Source organism: Paenibacillus enshidis, from assembly GCF_042136365.1.
Lineage (GTDB): Bacteria > Bacillota > Bacilli > Paenibacillales > Paenibacillaceae > Paenibacillus > Paenibacillus enshidis.
Genome location: NZ_JBHHMI010000037.1, coordinates 22,262 through 39,798 on the forward strand (window position 1 = coordinate 22,262; position 17,537 = coordinate 39,798).

A 17,537-nucleotide genomic window follows, 5' to 3' on the forward strand; every position below is an offset into this window, starting at 1 on the left:
GGTTTAGTATATAAGCCGTTCGACTTGTACTATAACTCCTGTTTCGAAATAATTTTGCGGGACAGGTTAAATATGGATGTCCGACAATAACCATTTCCGCTAATGCACATACACTATCATATAACTTAATCCCAAACCCACCGGATTAAGAGACAATAGCAAGAGAGGATGTGTAAAATGTCGCAGGCAAACATACCTAATATTACTCCTGCCATTACCCTTACCAGAGACGAAGCTATCAATCTTGTCTTATCATCCATCGCCATGCAGGAGCTGGGGCTGAGCCATATCATTAATGCCGAAGCGGAGAAGATAAAGTTTGCTCTGGGTACGCTGTCGGGAGGCGGCCTCAAACCGCCGCCGAACCTGGCTGAGATTACAGCGCTGAACTGTAATGTCCGCGAGACGCTGGGCGAAGTGGTCAAGACGGAAATGGTGCTGCAGAACAAGCTGGATTCATTGAAGAAGTTCGTGAAAGCCGCTGCTGGCGCAACGGGTGCTACAGGCCCTGCAGGTCCTGCAGGACCAACCGGTCCGATAGGCCCGACAGGTCCGGGCGGCGGCACACCAGGTCCGACAGGCCCACAAGGCCCACAAGGCCCGATAGGCCCGCAAGGTCCGACAGGCCCGGGTGGTGGCACACCAGGTCCGACAGGTCCGACAGGCCCACAAGGCCCGCAAGGTCCGACAGGCCCGAAAGGACCACAAGGCCCGAAAGGTCCGCAAGGCCCTCCAGGTAAATGCGACTGCAAGAAACACCGCTGCAGAAAATGCCACTGCAATTGTTGTGTCTGCAATCAGTGCGTTCCACGCCACGGCAAAGTGGATCTGAACCTGCCGACAGGAAGCGATGTCTCGGGTATGTACTATAATGGTGATGAGATTATCATCCAGGACCCGGGCTTGTACATGATCGAATGGGTGGTCTCGCTGGCGCCGGATCAGCCTGTACCATCGCTGTTCTCGCTGCTGATCAACGACCAGCCTTACAGCGGATCGTCGACATTTGCGAGCTCCGGTACCATCGCCTCTAACAGAGTCGGTTACCTGAACCCGGGCGACCGGATCAGCATCTCGAACCGCTCCGATTCAGAGCGTTATCTGCAGAGTTCGTTCGCGGGAAACACAGCAGGCCATATCTCTATCTTCGGAATGATTGATAGCTGAGATTGATGTATATGAAGAAGCTAGTCCACGCAGAACAACAACAGCCGTGAGTGGCATACCATCGGATACCGAAAGCAGACTATTGGGGATTCCCCGATAGTCTATTTTCGGTTATATCTCTCTTCCCTACGGCATATGTATGTGTCAGAAGAATACTCATTTCGGGTTTCGGATACGGGGAGTGAACGAGAATGAAGCAATTGTCGCTTTGTATGATCGCCACGGGAAGCGATGCGCAGCTCAAACGCTGTCTGGACAGCACGCAGGGGCTGGTCGACGAGATCATTATTGTGAACATGAAGCCCACGGACCGCATTTCGAAGCTGGGACAGTCCTATGGAGCCAAGGTGTTTGATTTTTATGAAGAAGGAGGTTATCCGGAGGCTGGCAATTTTGCGCTGGAGCAGGTGACGGGAGAATGGGTGCTATGGATGCATGAAGATGAACAGCTGGACCAGAACGACCGTTACCGGGTACGGGATCTGTTGTATCAGGAGCAGTGTGATCTGATATTCCTGAACGTGCTGCAATATGGCTTCACAGCCAACGGGCGCACACGTATCCTCGATATGGCGGTCCCGCGATTGTTCCGCAGTCATTTCCGGTTTCAGCATTTCACCGAATACCAGGAGCTGCTGAATTATAATCAATTGAAGGGCACATCGAAGGAGCCGGAACGGGTCGGCATTTTCCCGGTGAAAATTCATGACTACAGATTAGAAAAGAACCCGCTCCAAAACAAGTCGAACGTGCTGCGCGAGCTGGACTATCTGAACAGACAGCCCTTGACGGCCGGCGGCAATGGCCAATGGTATGCGTACCACCTGGCATGTGAATATTACCGGCTGCAGATGTACCGTCCCGGCTTCAAGCATCTGAACACCGCCATTCAGCACTATCTGGACGAGAAACAGCTTCCGCCTTATATCATCTACAAATTAAAATACTCGGTTGTGCTGGACGAGGTCATCTCTGATGAGATCGATCATGGCCTGAAGCTGGCGCTCCGCATGTATCCCGATTATGTTGACCTCCAGTTTTATTCCGGGATTGTTCATTATAAGAAGAGAATGTATGAGGAAGCGCTGCACCATTTCAGCCGCTGCCTGGAGCTGGGGGAAACGCCACCCGGCAAGTACCTGGTCCGCAAGGGAACGGGCAGCTATCAGGCTGCTTACTACAAGGGCTTGTGTCTGGAGAAATTGGGGGAGGATGATGACTCCATCAGGGCGTTTATTGAATCTCTGTCCTACTTAAGCACCTTCAAACCGTCGCTGGAGGCGTTGATCCGCCGTCTGGGAGAGGATGCCGTTCTTCATGAGCTTACATATTTCTGGGATCATGAACTGCCCATGGAACGGGAGGAACTGCAGTCATTGCTTGATACGTACCTCCATGACACCGGGGGGATGAAGAGTTTGGGTAGAGTTACCTGATGGGAGTTGAAATTTATGACCAAACACGATCCGGAGTTGTCGATGAACACCATGAGGGAAAATGAGGCGGAAGAGCTTATGAGCAGCATTGCGCAAGAGGAAATGAAGCTGTTCAACACCGGCCAGAGCAGAAGCAATTCCGGAGATATGGAGCATCAGCTCAGGTATATCGGTGAGAAAATAAAAAGCGGCAAGAATCGCTCCAGCCGGGAGGTAATGAAGGACATTCTGACCTCTATAGCCATGGAGCAGACCTCCATGTCTTATCTCATCCAGGCGGAAGCGAACAAGATCAAGGCCTTTACGGGACCCGCCGGAAATTTTCCTACCATGCCGACCAACCAGAACATCAATGATTTTCAGAATTCCACAGCCCGTGTGGTGGAAGCCCTTGTGGAGAAGCAGAAGCTGTTGATACGCATGATGGAGATGAGCCGGCGTATTCTGAATGAGGGGGATGGCGATGGGGAGTTTTGAGAAATGGCATCCAGTGGAGGAATTTGAGAACGAAACGATTCAGGATGCGTCCCGGCAGACGCTGGATAGCATCAAGGACCTGGAGGGAAGCTGTACAGACTGGCCGGACGGCTTCCTTCAGACGGTAAGCCATCTATCCGTCGCCGCCGCGGAAATGCTTGAATTCGCCAATACAGACATCTTCACCAACCATAAAATGGAGCAGCTTGAAGATCTGATTAACCAGATTACAGGTGTGACGTTTGACTCGGCACCCAGTCCGGCTCCGGCCGGGCCGCCTGATGATTCGGCACATGAGCTCCAGGTGCCTGCAGGCGGGCCGCCTGATGATGCAGCTGCCCCGCCGGTCAACACCAACTCCGGCGCTATGGTCAAATGGACCGCCGCCGGATCTGAATCGGTGCAGATGCCGGGAAGCCGGCCGGCGCCCCATTTGTTCTTTCCAGCCTACAGCGAGTCAGCCGCCGACCCGGCCAGCCACAAGGGCAGCAAGCCGCTCAGACCGAAGAAGGCATCATCCAGGCTGCCTGCCCAGGTCAACGCGAAGGGTGTCAAGATTTATGCCAAGACCGGCAAGAACAAGTTCCCTTCACAGCGGATGGCCTTGTCTTCTCCGGACACCAATGCGCTGCCTGATGAAGTGAGAGCAACTGTGGGAAACAACGAGATTAAATGTTCTCCAAATCTCCGAATCTCCAGTAAGTAAGAAGACAGTACCCAACCAAGGGACAGGTCACTTATGCGGCGGGAGGTTGGTGAAAACATGAATCGACAGGATACTGAATTGAAAGCATTGATCGAAGCGATGAGGGAAACAGATCATCAGCGGCTTTACGAGCGTTATGAGGCTGTAAAATTTCATCTTGAAGGTGAGAGTTTAACCTCTATCGCCAGGAAGCTAGGACGAACAAGACAGACGATCAAGAGCTATATCGACATTTATCGGCGAGACGGCATCGAAGGGCTCAATGAGGCCTATTATGACATGCTTTCCCGCAAGCTTGACCCTGCGCAAGAGGCCAGGCTGAAGGATGTGCTGGCACACCGGCGTCCGGTTGACGAGGGACTGGGCGGGCATTATTCATGGGGCATCAATCTGATCAGGCAATGGGTGATGAGAGAGTATGGCCAGTCCTTTAGTAAACGGGGCATCAGCAAGCTGCTGCTGCGTTTGGGCTTCCATTTTACGAAAGCGAATTATACGCTGGTGGCCGCCGATCCGATCACGGGTATACGTTATACGAGGGTGACCTATCCGGCGCTCAAGAAAATGATGAAAAATGCGCATAACAGCCGCCTCATTTACGAAGACCAATCTTTGGTGCTCCCTTATTATCTCTTGCAGCATGGCTGGTTTCTCGAAGAGTCGGGCAGCTGGAATCTGTTCATGGACCAGGATCAAGGGAAATTAAGCTTTCTGGATGGCATTCGTTGTCTGAAAGATGCCTTGCGTGCTCACCCTGAAGGATCATTGTTTACGGTTATGAGTTATAACCGGTTGCAGTATGTGAACGACTTCCAGCCTTATCTGCGCAAAAATCCGCGCTTGACACTCATCTTTTTGCCTTCTTATACACCGAATCTGAATCCGTCCGATGGAAGTCACAGTGAAGAACATCACAATGAAGAAGTCTAGAAAAGATGTGTAGAGGGGGATCGTGGCATGAGCTTGCAACCGACGTTCAAGCGGATTGGTGAAGGCTCTTCTGTGCAGCCCGGTGGCATTGTGCAAGGAGAGGACTACATTGTGATTGGCCGTCAGGTGCAGATTCAGGCTCCTTATTGGCTAACCGCACGGCCCGGCTCAGGAGCAGGTGAGTCTCTCTCCATCGGGGACGGCTGCAGAATCAGCACCGGCCTGACTATTGACGCTGCCAATTCCATTACACTGGAACGTAAGGTATTCGTGGGTGCTAACGTGTATCTTACGGATAAAATTCCGTTTGAGGCGAACGGCGGTCCGTTCCAGGTGGGTTATACAAGGCGGTCGGCAGGCGAACTCATTATCGGAGAAGGCACACTCATGGAGAGTGGAGTTGTGGTGGGAGGCAATCTGCGTATCGGCAGAGGTTGTATCATCAGACCGGACAGTGTAGTGCTTCACGATATTCCCGATTATTGTGAAGTGTCAGGCAATCCGGCCAGGGTCGTCAAAGTTTACATGCCACTGCTCCATGATTGGGTCGCCGTCGGCAACGAGGCTGAGGCTGCACAGCTGCTGGAGCAGCGGCGGAACGAGCCCCCGCAGGGATGAGCTTTATGATCAGCAAGCTCTGGATGGATTGCGCTGTGTGCAATGGGAATAGGGATGGATAAATGGAGGGTTTCTTCAGCTATATGGGAGAAACCCTCTTTTTGTATGCCATGCGCCCATAAATGTAGGGTCAAGCACCCATGGGTTGCAGTACGCATAGATTGCATTATCAAAACTTGAAGGGAGAGAACATGTTTGTCTCAATCTAATTTGCCAAACATAACACCTACCATTACGGTGACTAGAGATGATGCCATATCCTTAATTATCTCATCCATAGCGATGGAGGAGCTGGGACTTAGCCATATCCTGAATGCTGAAGGGGAGAAGCTGCAGTTTGTATTAGGTACTTTGCCGGGGGTAACACATCCGATAGCAACGATCAGTGATTTGCTGAATGTCAATGAAAGCATCCGGGCGACACTGCGGGAAGTTGCGAATAAGGAATGGGTACTGAATAACAAACTGGAACTGGCCTTGAGTGCAACCAATCTTGTGGGTCCAACCGGCCCAACGGGTCCATTTGGGGTAGGACCAACCGGCCCAACCGGAGCAACGGGAGCGGGAGTGCCAGGGGCGCCAGGACCAACCGGCCCAACGGGTCCGGCTGGAGTAGGTCCAACCGGCCCAACGGGAGCAGCCGGAGCAGCCGGAGCGGCAGGTGCCACGGGAGCGACAGGAGCAGCCGGAGCGGCAGGTGCCACAGGGGCGACAGGAGCAGCAGGAGCTGCAGGTGCCACGGGAGCGACAGGAGCAGCCGGAGCGGCAGGAGCCACAGGAGCGACAGGGGCAGCCGGAGCGGCAGGTGCCACGGGAGCGACAGGAGCAGCCGGAGCGGCAGGTGCCACAGGAGCGACAGGAATAGGAGTAACGGGTCCAACCGGAGCCACCGGAGACCCAGGACCAACAGGAGCGACAGGCGCCACGGGAGTCGGAGTAACAGGACCAACAGGAGCATCTGGAGCGGCAGGAGCCACAGGGGCGACCGGAGCATCTGGAGCAGCAGGAGCTACAGGGGCGACCGGAGCATCTGGAGCGGCAGGAGCCACAGGGGCGACCGGAGCATCTGGAGCGGCAGGAGCCACAGGGGCGACCGGAGCATCTGGAGCGGCAGGAGCCACCGGGGCGACCGGAGCATCTGGAGCGGCAGGAGCCACCGGGGCGACCGGAGCATCTGGAGCAGCAGGAGCCACCGGGGCGACCGGAGCATCTGGAGCAGCAGGAGCTACAGGGGCGACCGGAGCATCTGGAGCGGCAGGAGCCACCGGGGCGACCGGAGCAACCGGGGACCCAGGAGCGACAGGTGCCACGGGAGTCGGAGTAACCGGAGCCACGGGTCTGACTGGTTTGACGGGAGCAACAGGATTGACTGGTTTGACGGGAGCCACGGGTCTGACTGGTTTGACAGGAGTAACAGGTCTGACTGGTCTGACAGGAGTAACGGGTCTGACTGGTTTGACGGGAGTAACGGGTCTGACGGGTTTGACGGGAGTAACGGGAGTAACGGGTCTGACGGGCTTGACAGGAGTAACGGGTCTGACCGGATTGACGGGAGTAACGGGTCTGACGGGCTTGACAGGAGCAACCGGTGTCACCGGTGTTACCGGCCCCACTGGCCCGACCGTGACGGCGAATAATTTATACACAGCCTTCACAGGGCCAAACCAAGTAATAGCCCCGAATGCCCCAATAAACTTGGGGAATAATGTGACGGTGAATGGAACGGCAATAACGCATGCTAATGGATCCGACACCATTACCCTAGCAGCTAACCAAACGTATTCTATTCAGTACAAAGTGAATGCCGCTGCTGCGGGTGCCGGTGGCGCTTCTGCAGCATTAGCGTTGAATGGAGTTGCTATTCCTGGCTCACAGGCAGTTGGATTCGCGACTGTTCCAAATTTCCAGGCTCTTAGTGGGACCGCGATAATTAATACAACTGCAGTAAGCAGTTTAACGTTAATAAATACCATCGGACTTACTTCAACCTACAACACTCCTGCCGTAAGTGTTGTTAAGCTTGCTTAATCCGAAATCGTATCCGTTACCTAGTGGGTAATAAGAGGTATACCCATAAGCGGCTATCGAAGCCCCTCTTCAGACGTTTGTTCAATTTCTGAAGAGGGGTTTTTAAGGGGATTAAATCGCAAGAAATTATATTGGTGCATCTTTTAATTTCCTAATGGTAGAGTACTCCGGAGAACTGTGGGTTATACTATGAATCCTATCTTGGTCTGAGACGGGGCATAACAGAATACAATGGAATGATAGATAACCTGAGATTGCACATAAGACATTCATGAACGGATACTTTTTAACGTGTCAGGATCTTAGGATGTGGTACCAACTTACTGGAAATTCGCAGGACTCTGATTTGTACTATATGCTGGGGAGCCTAAGGTCGACGAAGCCAGGATCAGATTTCAGGAGCTGCTTTAAAGAAATTATGCCGTAAGAGGTGGGTTATGGATAAACCGAGCATATCGTTATGCATGATCGTCAAGAATGAGGAAAAATATCTTCCGAAATGCCTCAGCAGTGTCCAGAGAATTGTGGATGAGATCATCATTGTGGATACCGGATCAACGGATGAAACCGTTGCGATTGCGAAGGCTTTTGGAGCCAAGGTCATCCAGATGCCGTGGCAGGACAGCTTTGCGGACGCCCGCAACCGGAGCTTCGAAGAAGCGACAGGGGACTGGATTCTCTGGCTGGATGCCGATGAAGAGATGGATGTAGATGAAGCAGACAAACTCAAGGAACTGCTGACCCGGGATGCGGTTCGCGAGCAGCGGATCGAGGGCATTCAATTTGTGTTCTGCAACCACCTTGAAGGAGGCAGCCTGGAGTACAATTATTTACACCGGATGGTGCGGAACCGGCCGCAATACCGCTTTGAAGCGAGGATTCACGAACAGATTCTGCCCAATATGCTGAAATTCGATCCTCGTCTGCAGTTCGGACAGGTGGATATTCATGTTCATCATTATGGTTATCTGACCCAAAATGTAGTTGATCAGGATAAAGTCCGCCGCAATATAACACTGCTTCAGCAATCTATGGCGGAGTATCCGGAATATCTGCATTATTTTTATTATTTGGGCATTGAGCTATACAGAATTAATGATCTGGAGGCAGCTCTCTACCATTTTAATGTATTTTTGAATAGGGCGGCGGCTAACATTGGAAAGGCGATATTGGCCAGTGCGCATAAATACAGGCTCATTATCCTGGCAGATATGAAGCGTTACCATGACCTGATCCGGCATTGCGAGGAAAGTATTGCCTGTTTTCCCGGATTCACGGATTTGTATCATCTAAGAGCGGTTGGCTTCAATGCTCTGTGGGAAACTGACAAGGCCGTGGATGCATTGCGGCAAGCGTTAAGCATCGGTCCGGCCGAGGAGGGATATCCGAGCATAGCGGGACACGGGACATATCTAACGTGCCGGGAGCTCGGCCAGTTGTACACATCCGTCGGAAATTCAAAAGACGCAGACCTGTATTACACGCTGACGAGTCTCATGTCCGTTAATACGGGCATGACCTTCAAAGAGTTGTCGGATGTTGTGAGCGTATAGCACAAATGAGCCCGGAAAAGCTTCCGAGGCTTTTTTGACGTAATTACGTATTTAACCCTACAGTTAGCGAAATGGAACAACGGTGCTGAAAAGCCGCATTTTGCGGGGGATTTTTGACCCTATGTTGGTCTGAGGCGGGCCATCACAGAATACAATGGAATGACAGATACTGAGAGAACACATAGCGTAATCCTGCATGGTGGAATGATCCGGACTTTAGTAAAGAGGTGGGTTATGGATAAACTGAGCATCTCGTTATGCATGATCGTCAGGAGATCTATTGCCTCAAATCTTAAGCCGGTTCATCCTTAACGCAGGAGAAACCGGCTTTTTCCATGACCATGATTTACTGCGAACACACCACGAGCAGCTACCATACAAAGCCGTCCTTATGGGTTGGATTTGAGCGATTGGGCCTTGGCTTCGGAGAGTTCGCTTGTTTTGGCGATGATAAAATGTTCAATGATTTCTTTACTCGCTCTTGTCAGGGCGCGTATGTCTTTTGCCTCAAGTGTAGTCATCAAAGTCATATGTTCATCCATAGCCCTGCGATACTCGGTGTCTTCCTCGAACTTAAACATTTCAACCGCTGGAACGTTTAAACCCGTAGCTATTTTCTCCAACGTTTCCAATGAGATGTTTCGATCTCCTCGTTCAACCCCACCCATGTAACTGTAATGAAGCCCTGCAGCTTCTGCCAGTTGTTCCTGAGTCCAGCCTTTTGCCTTTCTAAGTTCACGTATTCGATTTCCCACACGCTCTGGCAAACTCATAATCATCCCCTCCATGTATAAGGTTAGAAGAGGAAGATGGCTCAATACAGATTATCATACGCAAACCGAAAGTTGAAATAACTGTACTTAAAAGTATTATTTATACTTGACCTCCATGTACTTTATCTATACAATCATTTGATAAGCGGATAAAAAAGGAGGAGTGCTGATCATGGATTTTCACTCCATAATGGAGCACAGTACGGAGGCTGCAAAGTATGGAACACTCGAAGATTGTCATGTAACACTCATAGACCGCTTTCATAAGTTATCCCAATACCATATCCAACTTGCCATGATTTTCAATAATCATAACCAATCTCCACCCAGTCTGATCTTCTGCGAGCGGGCTCTTACCTCTATGCTTCATGCCCTATACATCAAGAACAACAACAAACCTTTTCCAGAAAGATCTTTTTCTATGGCCGAGCTTCTGCATCTGCTGCATACCGAAAGTTCTCCCGCGCTGGATGTGGTCATTTTTATCGGGACTGTGCAATATTTGGTTACGCATATGGAAATAGAAAAGATCTCAAAAATGAAGAAAAAAAACGTAAACCGCTTGTTAAGAAGAACCGATGAGATCCTGTATCTTTTGTCAACCAGGATTACAGATGACCCGTCAGGGCTTTATCAATCCATTTTCTGAAAAAGTTTACTTACATAAATACAACGATTCTCAAAATTATATTCGGTATATAGCGGGATTACGCCATCGGACAGCAGCAACAGTTGTAATGCTTCAATATCGGCAAACCACATTGCTTGTATAATTTGCATGTGGTAACATAACAATAGAAATAAGGGAGGCGCCACCCTCCCCCAGGACAACGAGGTGTGCCTCACGGCGCGCATCTGTTGCTAAGAGCAAGCAAAACCCACCGAAGGCCTCCAACCTTTTAGCGGTGGGTTTTGCGCTTGTTACGTCTTCTTCTGATCCATCGAAAAAGCTTCCGAGGCTTTTATTTATGACGTAATTACGTGTTTTAACCTTACAGTTAGCAAAACGGAAACAACGGTGCTGAACAGCCGCTGTTTGGCGGGGGATTTTTGACCCTATGTTGGTCTGAGGCGGGCTATCACAGAATACAATGGAATGACAGATACTGAGAGAACACATAGCGTAATCCTGCATGGTGGAATGATCCGGACTTTAGTAAAGAGGTGAGTTATGGATAAGCCTAGCATCTCGTTATGCATGATCGTCAGGAATGAGGAAAAATATCTTCCGAAATGCCTTAGCAGTGTCCAGCGAATTGTGGATGAGATCATCATTGTGGACACTGGATCAACGGATGATACGGTTGCGATTGCGAAGGCTTTTGGAGCCAAGGTGATTCAGATGCCGTGGCAGGACAGCTTCGCGGACGCCCGCAATCGGAGCTTCGAGGAAGCGACAGGGGACTGGATTCTCTGGCTGGATGCCGATGAAGAGATGGATGTGAACGAAGCCGACAAGCTCAAGGAGCTGCTGACCCGCGATGCCATCCGCGAGCAGCGGATCGAGGGTATTCAGTTTGTGTTTTACAATTACGTTGATGGGGGCGGTGTGGAGTCCGTCCTTCTGCACCGGATGGTGCGGAATCGGCCGCAATACCGCTTTGAAGAGAGGATTCACGAACAGATTCTGCCCAGTATGCTGACATTTAACCCTGGTCTGCAGCTCGGACAGGTGGATATTCATATCCATCATTATGGGTATTTGTCGCAAAATGTGGTCCGTCAAGGTAAAATCCAACGAAATGTGGCGCTGCTCCAGCAAACGATATCGGAGCATCCGGATATTCCGACGTATTCTTATAATTTGGGTGTGGAGTTGTTCAGAAGTAAGGATTTTGCGGGGGCTCTGGAGAGCTTTGATGTTTTTTTGAACAAGTCGGCTGACTTACCGGTGCCGCTTGTGGCCAGTGCACACAAATACAGGCTGACGGCATTGGTTGAGCTGGGCCGTTATCACGATTTGATCCAGGACAGCATGGGAAGTATTTCACAATTCCCCGGGTTCACGGACTTGTATCATCTAAGAGCCATCGGTTTTAGTTCTCTGGGGGAAACCGGCGAGGCCATAGATGTATTACGGAAAGCGCTGAGCATGGGACCGGCCGAGGAGGGATATCCGAGCATCGCGGGACACGGTACTTTTTTGACATGCCTGGATCTCGGTAAGCTGTACGAACACGTTGGAAATCCAAGGGACGCGGACGTGTATTTTACCTTCGGGAGTGTAATGGTCAGCGATCCGAGGATCAATTCCAAGAACCGCCAACAATCACTTTGAAGGGGGGCGAACGCGGACATCTGTTCTACACTGGCGGCATTGAATGTCGGCAATACAATTACCGACTTTAGAGCATCTCCGAATGTTTAGGGATTGCAGCGAAATCATCAGGCCACCTGTGGCCTTTTAGTGTTTCAATATCGGCTAACTATAGCACAAATAAGCCCGAAAAAAACTTCCGAGGCTTTTATTTTTGAGCGCGCCTAGCAAGCCAGGCACAACTAGTCGGTGCGAGTCCGGTCGAGGTAAGAGCCAGGTCGCCTCGTAGCTGACAGGCAACCACAGGCAGTAACATCAAAGTGGGCGAAGGCCTCCTGCCTAGTCAAAGCTATTTATATCTCCTAGTCCTGAATTTTGTAATAGACCCAAGACGAAACTCTGAATCAATGTAGAATCTCTGAGACAATTATGCGCATCTTCCTTCGTAGCATCATATCCGGGATACCTAGCGGCCACAGCAAAGAAGGTAAGATTTTCACAAGCTTGCCGCACAGAATCCTCTGCAGTCTCTTCTGAGACAATGTCACTCCATAATCTAAGAAGATCATGTGTTCGAGGGATTTGCACTCCTCTAAAAACTAAAATACTTTTCAAATATTTTTCGGCAGCCTGTTGAAAATGGTAACACGATACATCCCAAAGACTAGAATCCTTCAACAAAATAGCAGCACGATAGTCATCTTCCGCCTTCGAGATCCAAGAATCCTTATCGCTCATATAATGGAATCCCCTCCTCCAAAATAGCATCTCTAAAAAATAATTTCTCAAAATTTTCTGGAGTAGTTGGAATACAATCTATAGGAATATTGTAAATTCCTATTTCGCGTCTTAGAGAGCTATAGAGTACAGGAGGTCTTTCCTCGAAATTCCCAATAACTACAAAGTCAAAATCACTATCATCTCTTGCTGTGCCTTTAACTCGAGAACCAAACCAAATAACTTTTATTAATTTATCTCCAGCAATTGTCTTGGCAGCCTTAACCACCTTGAGAGCTAATTCAAAATCCCTGGGGTCTATCTTAGACATATCGAGCTTAGGAGAAGCCATTCCTCACCCTCCTTTAATATCCACTAGTGAGTCAATTTCATAACTGTAAATGAGCAAATCCACTTCCAGATGTCTCATACCGCCATCGTACCCGATCATGCCACCATTCGCAACTATTTGTTGCAGCATCGGCTGCCGTTGTATTTTTCCAAGTCGGCGCTGCCGCATATTGAAACGTATATGGCGGCCGTGACAGCGAAAGGATATCGCGGCAAAGTGGTGGACATGGTGGAATACAGCGATTGCTACCGGACGCGCTCGCCATCTTCTGGCCGAAGGCATGCAAAAAGCCGATCTTCGCATGGATGAAACTTCCGAGGCTTTTATTTATGACGTAATTACGTGTTTTAACCTTACAGTTAGCAAAACGGAAACAACGGTGCTGAAAAGTCGCTGTTTGGCGGGGGATTTTTGACCCTATGTTGGTCTGAGGCGGGCCATCACAGAATACAATGGAATGACAGATACTGAGAGAACACATAACGTAATCCTGCATGGTGGAATTATCCGGACTTTAGTAAAGAGGTGGGTTATGGATAAACCGAGCATCTCGTTATGCATGATCGTCAGGAATGAGGAAAAATATCTTCCGAAATGCCTTAGCAGCGTGCAGAGAATTGTGGATGAGATCATCATTGTGGACACTGGATCAACGGATGATACCGTTGCGATTGCGAAGGCCTTTGGAGCCAAGGTGATTCAGATGCCGTGGCAGGACAGCTTTGCGGACGCCCGTAATCGGAGCTTCGAGGAAGCGACAGGGGACTGGATTCTCTGGCTGGATGCCGATGAAGAGATGGATGTGAACGAAGCCGACAAGCTCAAGGAGCTGCTGACCCGCGATGCCATCCGCGAGCAGCGGATCGAGGGTATTCAGTTTGTGTTTTACAATTACGTTGATGGGGGCGGTGTGGAGTCTGTATTACTGCACCGGATGGTTCGGAATCGGCCGCAATACCGCTTTGAAGAGAGGGTTCACGAACAGATTCTGCCGAATATGCTGAAATCCAACCCCCATCTGCAGCTCGGACAGGTGGATATTCATATCCATCATTACGGGTATTTGTCGCAAAATGTGGTCCGTCAAGGTAAAATTCAACGAAATGTAGCGCTGCTCCAGCAAGCGATATCGGAGCATCCGGATATTCCTACTTATTCTTATAATTTGGGTGTGGAGTTGTTCAGAAGTAAAGATTTTGCGGGGGCTGTAGAGAGCTTTGATACATTCTTGAATAAGTCGGCTGACTTACCCGTGCCGCTTGTGTCCAGTGCACATAAATACAGGCTGACGGCATTGGTTGAGCTGGGCCGTTATCACGATTTGATCCAGGACAGCATGGCAAGTATTTCACAATTCCCCGGGTTCACGGACTTGTATCATCTAAGAGCCATCGGTTTTAGTTCTCTGGGGGAAACCGGCGAGGCCATAGATGTATTACGGAAAGCGCTGAGCATGGGACCGGCCGAGGAGGGATATCCAAGCATCGCGGGACACGGTACTTTTTTGACATGCCTGGATCTCGGCAAGCTGTACGAACACGTTGGAAATCCAAGGGACGCGGACGTGTATTTTACCTTCGGGAGTGTAATGGTCAGCGATCCGAGGATCCGGGTCCGGGAATCTGCTATGACGAGTCTATCGTTCGACGATCCGAGGATCAATTCCAAGAACCGCCGATCTATTCAGGATCATGGAATCTAGCGTTCGACCGCAGGATACACCCACCGAGGCCCTCAACCTTTAACGGTGGGTTTTGCGCTTCCTCCAAAATAGCATCTCTAAAAAATAATTTCTCGAAATTTTCACGTGGGGGAATCCGAAGGACCTGCAGGCAAAGTCCATCCCGGAATGCGGTGAACCAGAGGTGGTGGCAATGTTGGGTGACCCGCCCAGAAATCGGAGAAACCTTATGCAGATATCTCGAGGGAAGGTTAAGCAAAACATACACAGAGAGGACGATGAACGATGGATGAGCAAACAAAAGCGATTCTCGAAGAAATTCGAGCTATGCGCGAGGAAATGAAAGAAGGGTTCGAGCGATTCGACAAACAGTTCGATGGCGTTCACAGCAAGATCGAATGGGCGGCACTGAGCTGAAAGTCAAGCTGTTTGATCTCGAAGCAAAAGTAAATAGCAGATAAATGGAGGGCCGAGCGAGATGAAATCTCCGAGGCTTTTATTTTCCCCTCAAACCCGGCCTCAATTTGAGAAATACGTGCTTGCGTTGTGCCAGTTTGTTCAGCTAACTTACGCTGCGTCCATCCCAAGGGGGTTCTCCTTGCCAAAACCCATTTCCAACAGCGACAGAAAAGCTATCCCAGTAAGCTGAAATTTCAGGGTCTTGGCGAGCTTCCTTCATAAAATCCTCAAAGTCTTGTCCCGGCTGCTTCGACATATCATTTCTCCTCTTTGCTTCATCCCTTTACTGTTCAAAGTCCAATCCAAATTATAGCACAAATAAGCCCGGACGATACTTCCGAGGCTTTATTTTCGACGTAATTACGTAGTTTAAGCTCCATGTCATGAATTTCAACAATTTGATCAACAGTTAATCTTACATACATTAATTTTTCCATGCATTCTTTGGCCAGTTTCATGACAGTCTCATTGCTCGCGGTATCTTTTTTAAAACAAATCCATACGCTGCCTATTTGCACTAGTTTCCTCAATCATCTTCTCATACACACCCTCATACCTCTTCACTAACCTTTGCATCTTCTCAAGCTCCTTTAAAGTTCCACGTTGATGCGCAGATTTATGAATGTATGACCAGTCAATATAAGGATACATACCAGATAAAAGCTTCAATACCCACTCTTTGGATTTACCATCGTTCGTAGCAACGTAAGAATCAAGTCTGTCCAAGATGATATCTTCGACACACATGACACAAACATACAAACCAGTTTCTTCTACCTGATACCGTAAAACTCTCCAGAAGGAAATTCTACATAAACAAACCTTCCAATACCTTATACGGAAAATCATCATAACTACTTAGCAGGTCTATATCTTCTGTAGCATATTGACCAGAATTATACGTGGCCACAACAAGACCACCAACAATAATAGGAGGTTCTCTGTGCCTTCAGTTCGTCTCGTACAGCGATTTCCATTTGTTCACCCACTCCTCAGGGGGTTTCGAGAAACAACTCATATACAGCATCACGTTTTTCTTCATCCCTCGGCCGTGTGTCTGGCTCAGATGGAATAACGGAGTCTCTCATGAAAAACCTGCGACGGTCCTCACTTTTTGCCAAGAGTTCATTCAGAGATTGCATGCGCCTGCCCTCCTTAAATTCATCCCTAAAACACAACTTTATCATACCATAGAACGAATGTTCTTCATATAATCTCATGGTGATCCTTCATGAGGCCGGCTTTTTTGAATTTCCACGATCCTAATCCATACCATCGCATGTTGAAGCACAGATAGATTACTCGAATACATAATGGAAGGATAGTGTATCGCACATTTTGCTATAGTGTCGTTGAAAATAGATGAATGCCATTACACTACAGCGCGGGGGGTGAATATATTGCATTATCAAAACTGAAGGGAGAGAAAAAATTTGTCTCAATCGAATCTGCCAAACATAACGCCTACCATCACGGTAAGTAGAGATGATGCCATATCCTTAATTATATCATCCATAGCGATGGAGGAACTGGGGCTTAGCCATATCCTGAATGCTGAAGGGGAGAAATTGCAGTTTGTATTAGGTACTTTGCCGGGGGTAACAGCCCCGATAGCGACGATCAGTGATTTGCTGAATGTTAATGATAGCATCCGGCAAACTCTGCGGGAAGTTGCGAATAAGGAATGGGTGCTGAACAACAAACTGGAACTGGCCTTGAATGCAACCAATCTTGTGGGTCCAACGGGGGCTACCGGACCAACCGGTCCATCGGGAGGACCAGTGGGACCAACAGGTGCCACAGGAGCGACAGGAGCAGCCGGAGCGGCAGGTGCCACCGGAGCCACCGGAATAGGAGTAACAGGTCCCACCGGAGCAACCGGAGACCCAGGAGCAACAGGAGCCACGGGAGTCGGAGTAACAGGTCCAACCGGGGCAACCGGAGCGGGCGGAGCAACAGGAGCGACAGGGGCTAGCGGAGCAACAGGAGCTAGTGGAGCCACGGGAGCTAGTGGAGCAACAGGAGCTAGCGGAGCAACAGGGGCAAGCGGAGCGACAGGAGCTAGCGGAGCAACGGGAGCAAGCGGGGCCACGGGAGCAACCGGAGACCCAGGAGCAACAGGAGCCACCGGAGCTACGGGAATCGGAGTAACCGGAGCAACAGGTCTGACCGGTTTAACCGGAGCAACAGGACTGACTGGTTTGACGGGAGCAACGGGTCTGACGGGCTTGACAGGAGTCACGGGCCTGACCGGTTTGACAGGAGTCACGGGCCTGACCGGTTTGACAGGAGTCACGGGTCTGACTGGTTTGACAGGAGTCACGGGTCTGACTGGTTTGACAGGAGTCACGGGTCTGACTGGTTTGACAGGAGTCACGGGTCT

Annotated in this window: 18 protein-coding genes and 1 pseudogene; 14 read left to right on the forward strand and 5 right to left on the reverse strand. The window is 49.9% G+C overall.

Annotated features, from left to right (window positions below):
• Positions 1 to 177: 177 nt before the first annotated feature.
• From ACE41H_RS23335 to ACE41H_RS23370, 8 genes are all read left to right on the forward strand, one after another.
• Positions 178 to 1,167 carry an alpha-helical endospore appendage domain-containing protein gene (locus ACE41H_RS23335; protein WP_375357964.1) on the forward strand — a complete coding sequence of 330 codons (990 nt, stop codon included), beginning with the start codon at positions 178 to 180 and terminating at the stop codon, positions 1,165 to 1,167.
• Between the two features lie 191 nt (positions 1,168 to 1,358).
• Entirely contained in the window at positions 1,359 to 2,603 is a 1,245-nt protein-coding gene (locus ACE41H_RS23340; RefSeq protein WP_375357965.1) for a glycosyltransferase, read from the forward strand.
• Positions 2,604 to 2,618: 15 nt separating this feature from the next.
• Positions 2,619 to 3,080: an alpha-helical endospore appendage domain-containing protein gene (locus ACE41H_RS23345; protein ID WP_375357966.1), complete on the forward strand. Its 462-nt coding sequence runs from the start codon at positions 2,619 to 2,621 to the stop codon at positions 3,078 to 3,080.
• Positions 3,067 to 3,786 (forward strand): hypothetical protein, encoded by a 720-nt coding sequence (locus ACE41H_RS23350; protein WP_375357967.1) that lies wholly within the window; start codon positions 3,067 to 3,069, stop codon positions 3,784 to 3,786. The genes ACE41H_RS23345 and ACE41H_RS23350 overlap by 14 nt, the downstream gene beginning before the upstream one ends.
• A gap of 57 nt (positions 3,787 to 3,843) precedes the next feature.
• Complete coding sequence (locus tag ACE41H_RS23355; protein WP_375357968.1) at positions 3,844 to 4,716, forward strand: helix-turn-helix domain-containing protein; 873 nt, start codon at positions 3,844 to 3,846, stop codon at positions 4,714 to 4,716.
• A gap of 27 nt (positions 4,717 to 4,743) precedes the next feature.
• Positions 4,744 to 5,334, forward strand: a complete 591-nt coding sequence (locus ACE41H_RS23360) for an acyltransferase (protein ID WP_375357969.1) — start codon at positions 4,744 to 4,746, stop codon at positions 5,332 to 5,334.
• Positions 5,335 to 5,529: 195 nt separating this feature from the next.
• Positions 5,530 to 7,362, forward strand: a complete 1,833-nt coding sequence (locus tag ACE41H_RS23365; protein ID WP_375357970.1) for an alpha-helical endospore appendage domain-containing protein — start codon at positions 5,530 to 5,532, stop codon at positions 7,360 to 7,362.
• A gap of 437 nt (positions 7,363 to 7,799) precedes the next feature.
• A complete protein-coding gene (locus ACE41H_RS23370; RefSeq protein WP_375357971.1) occupies positions 7,800 to 8,915 on the forward strand; it encodes a glycosyltransferase in 1,116 nt (371 codons plus the stop codon).
• Positions 8,916 to 9,304: 389 nt separating this feature from the next.
• On the opposite strand, the gene ACE41H_RS23375 is transcribed toward ACE41H_RS23370, so the two are convergent.
• Positions 9,305 to 9,688, reverse strand: a complete 384-nt coding sequence (locus tag ACE41H_RS23375; protein WP_375357972.1) for a helix-turn-helix domain-containing protein — start codon at positions 9,686 to 9,688, stop codon at positions 9,305 to 9,307.
• A 172-nt stretch (positions 9,689 to 9,860) separates the two neighbouring features.
• On the opposite strand from ACE41H_RS23375, the gene ACE41H_RS23380 reads away from it, so the two are divergent.
• Together ACE41H_RS23380 and ACE41H_RS23385 are read left to right on the forward strand one after the other, a co-directional pair.
• Complete coding sequence (locus ACE41H_RS23380; RefSeq protein WP_375357973.1) at positions 9,861 to 10,337, forward strand: hypothetical protein; 477 nt, start codon at positions 9,861 to 9,863, stop codon at positions 10,335 to 10,337.
• Between the two features lie 522 nt (positions 10,338 to 10,859).
• Positions 10,860 to 11,966, forward strand: a complete 1,107-nt coding sequence (locus ACE41H_RS23385) for a glycosyltransferase (RefSeq protein ID WP_375357974.1) — start codon at positions 10,860 to 10,862, stop codon at positions 11,964 to 11,966.
• Positions 11,967 to 12,284: 318 nt separating this feature from the next.
• Here the strand turns inward: ACE41H_RS23385 and ACE41H_RS23390 are convergent, their stop codons facing one another.
• A complete protein-coding gene (locus ACE41H_RS23390; RefSeq protein ID WP_375357975.1) occupies positions 12,285 to 12,683 on the reverse strand; it encodes a HEPN domain-containing protein in 399 nt (132 codons plus the stop codon).
• Positions 12,673 to 13,014 (reverse strand): nucleotidyltransferase domain-containing protein, encoded by a 342-nt coding sequence (locus ACE41H_RS23395; RefSeq protein ID WP_375357976.1) that lies wholly within the window; start codon positions 13,012 to 13,014, stop codon positions 12,673 to 12,675. The genes ACE41H_RS23390 and ACE41H_RS23395 overlap by 11 nt, the downstream gene beginning before the upstream one ends.
• Before the next feature lie 69 nt (positions 13,015 to 13,083).
• Here ACE41H_RS23395 and ACE41H_RS23400 point away from each other — a divergent pair.
• The 3 genes and pseudogenes from ACE41H_RS23400 to ACE41H_RS23410 all read left to right on the forward strand — a co-directional run.
• Positions 13,084 to 13,297: pseudogene (locus ACE41H_RS23400) on the forward strand (IS701 family transposase); the annotation flags it as partial.
• A 249-nt stretch (positions 13,298 to 13,546) separates the two neighbouring features.
• Positions 13,547 to 14,716, forward strand: coding sequence for a glycosyltransferase (locus ACE41H_RS23405; protein ID WP_375357978.1), 1,170 nt, complete (start codon positions 13,547 to 13,549; stop codon positions 14,714 to 14,716).
• 264 nt (positions 14,717 to 14,980) lie between these two features.
• Positions 14,981 to 15,112, forward strand: coding sequence for a hypothetical protein (locus ACE41H_RS23410; RefSeq protein WP_375357979.1), 132 nt, complete (start codon positions 14,981 to 14,983; stop codon positions 15,110 to 15,112).
• Here ACE41H_RS23410 and ACE41H_RS23415 read toward each other — a convergent pair.
• Together ACE41H_RS23415 and ACE41H_RS23420 are read right to left on the reverse strand one after the other, a co-directional pair.
• On the reverse strand, positions 15,079 to 15,300 hold the full coding sequence (locus tag ACE41H_RS23415; RefSeq protein ID WP_375357980.1) for a helix-turn-helix domain-containing protein: 222 nt from the start codon (positions 15,298 to 15,300) through the stop codon (positions 15,079 to 15,081). The two genes, ACE41H_RS23410 and ACE41H_RS23415, sit on opposite strands and share 34 nt — an antisense overlap.
• Entirely contained in the window at positions 15,258 to 15,410 is a 153-nt protein-coding gene (locus ACE41H_RS23420; RefSeq protein WP_375357982.1) for a hypothetical protein, read from the reverse strand. Before ACE41H_RS23420 ends, ACE41H_RS23415 begins: the two co-directional genes overlap by 43 nt.
• 1,177 nt (positions 15,411 to 16,587) lie before the next feature.
• Between ACE41H_RS23420 and ACE41H_RS23425 the strand changes: the two genes are divergently transcribed.
• The coding region (locus tag ACE41H_RS23425; protein WP_511055616.1) for an alpha-helical endospore appendage domain-containing protein at positions 16,588 to 17,537 on the forward strand (950 nt) is incomplete at its 3' end.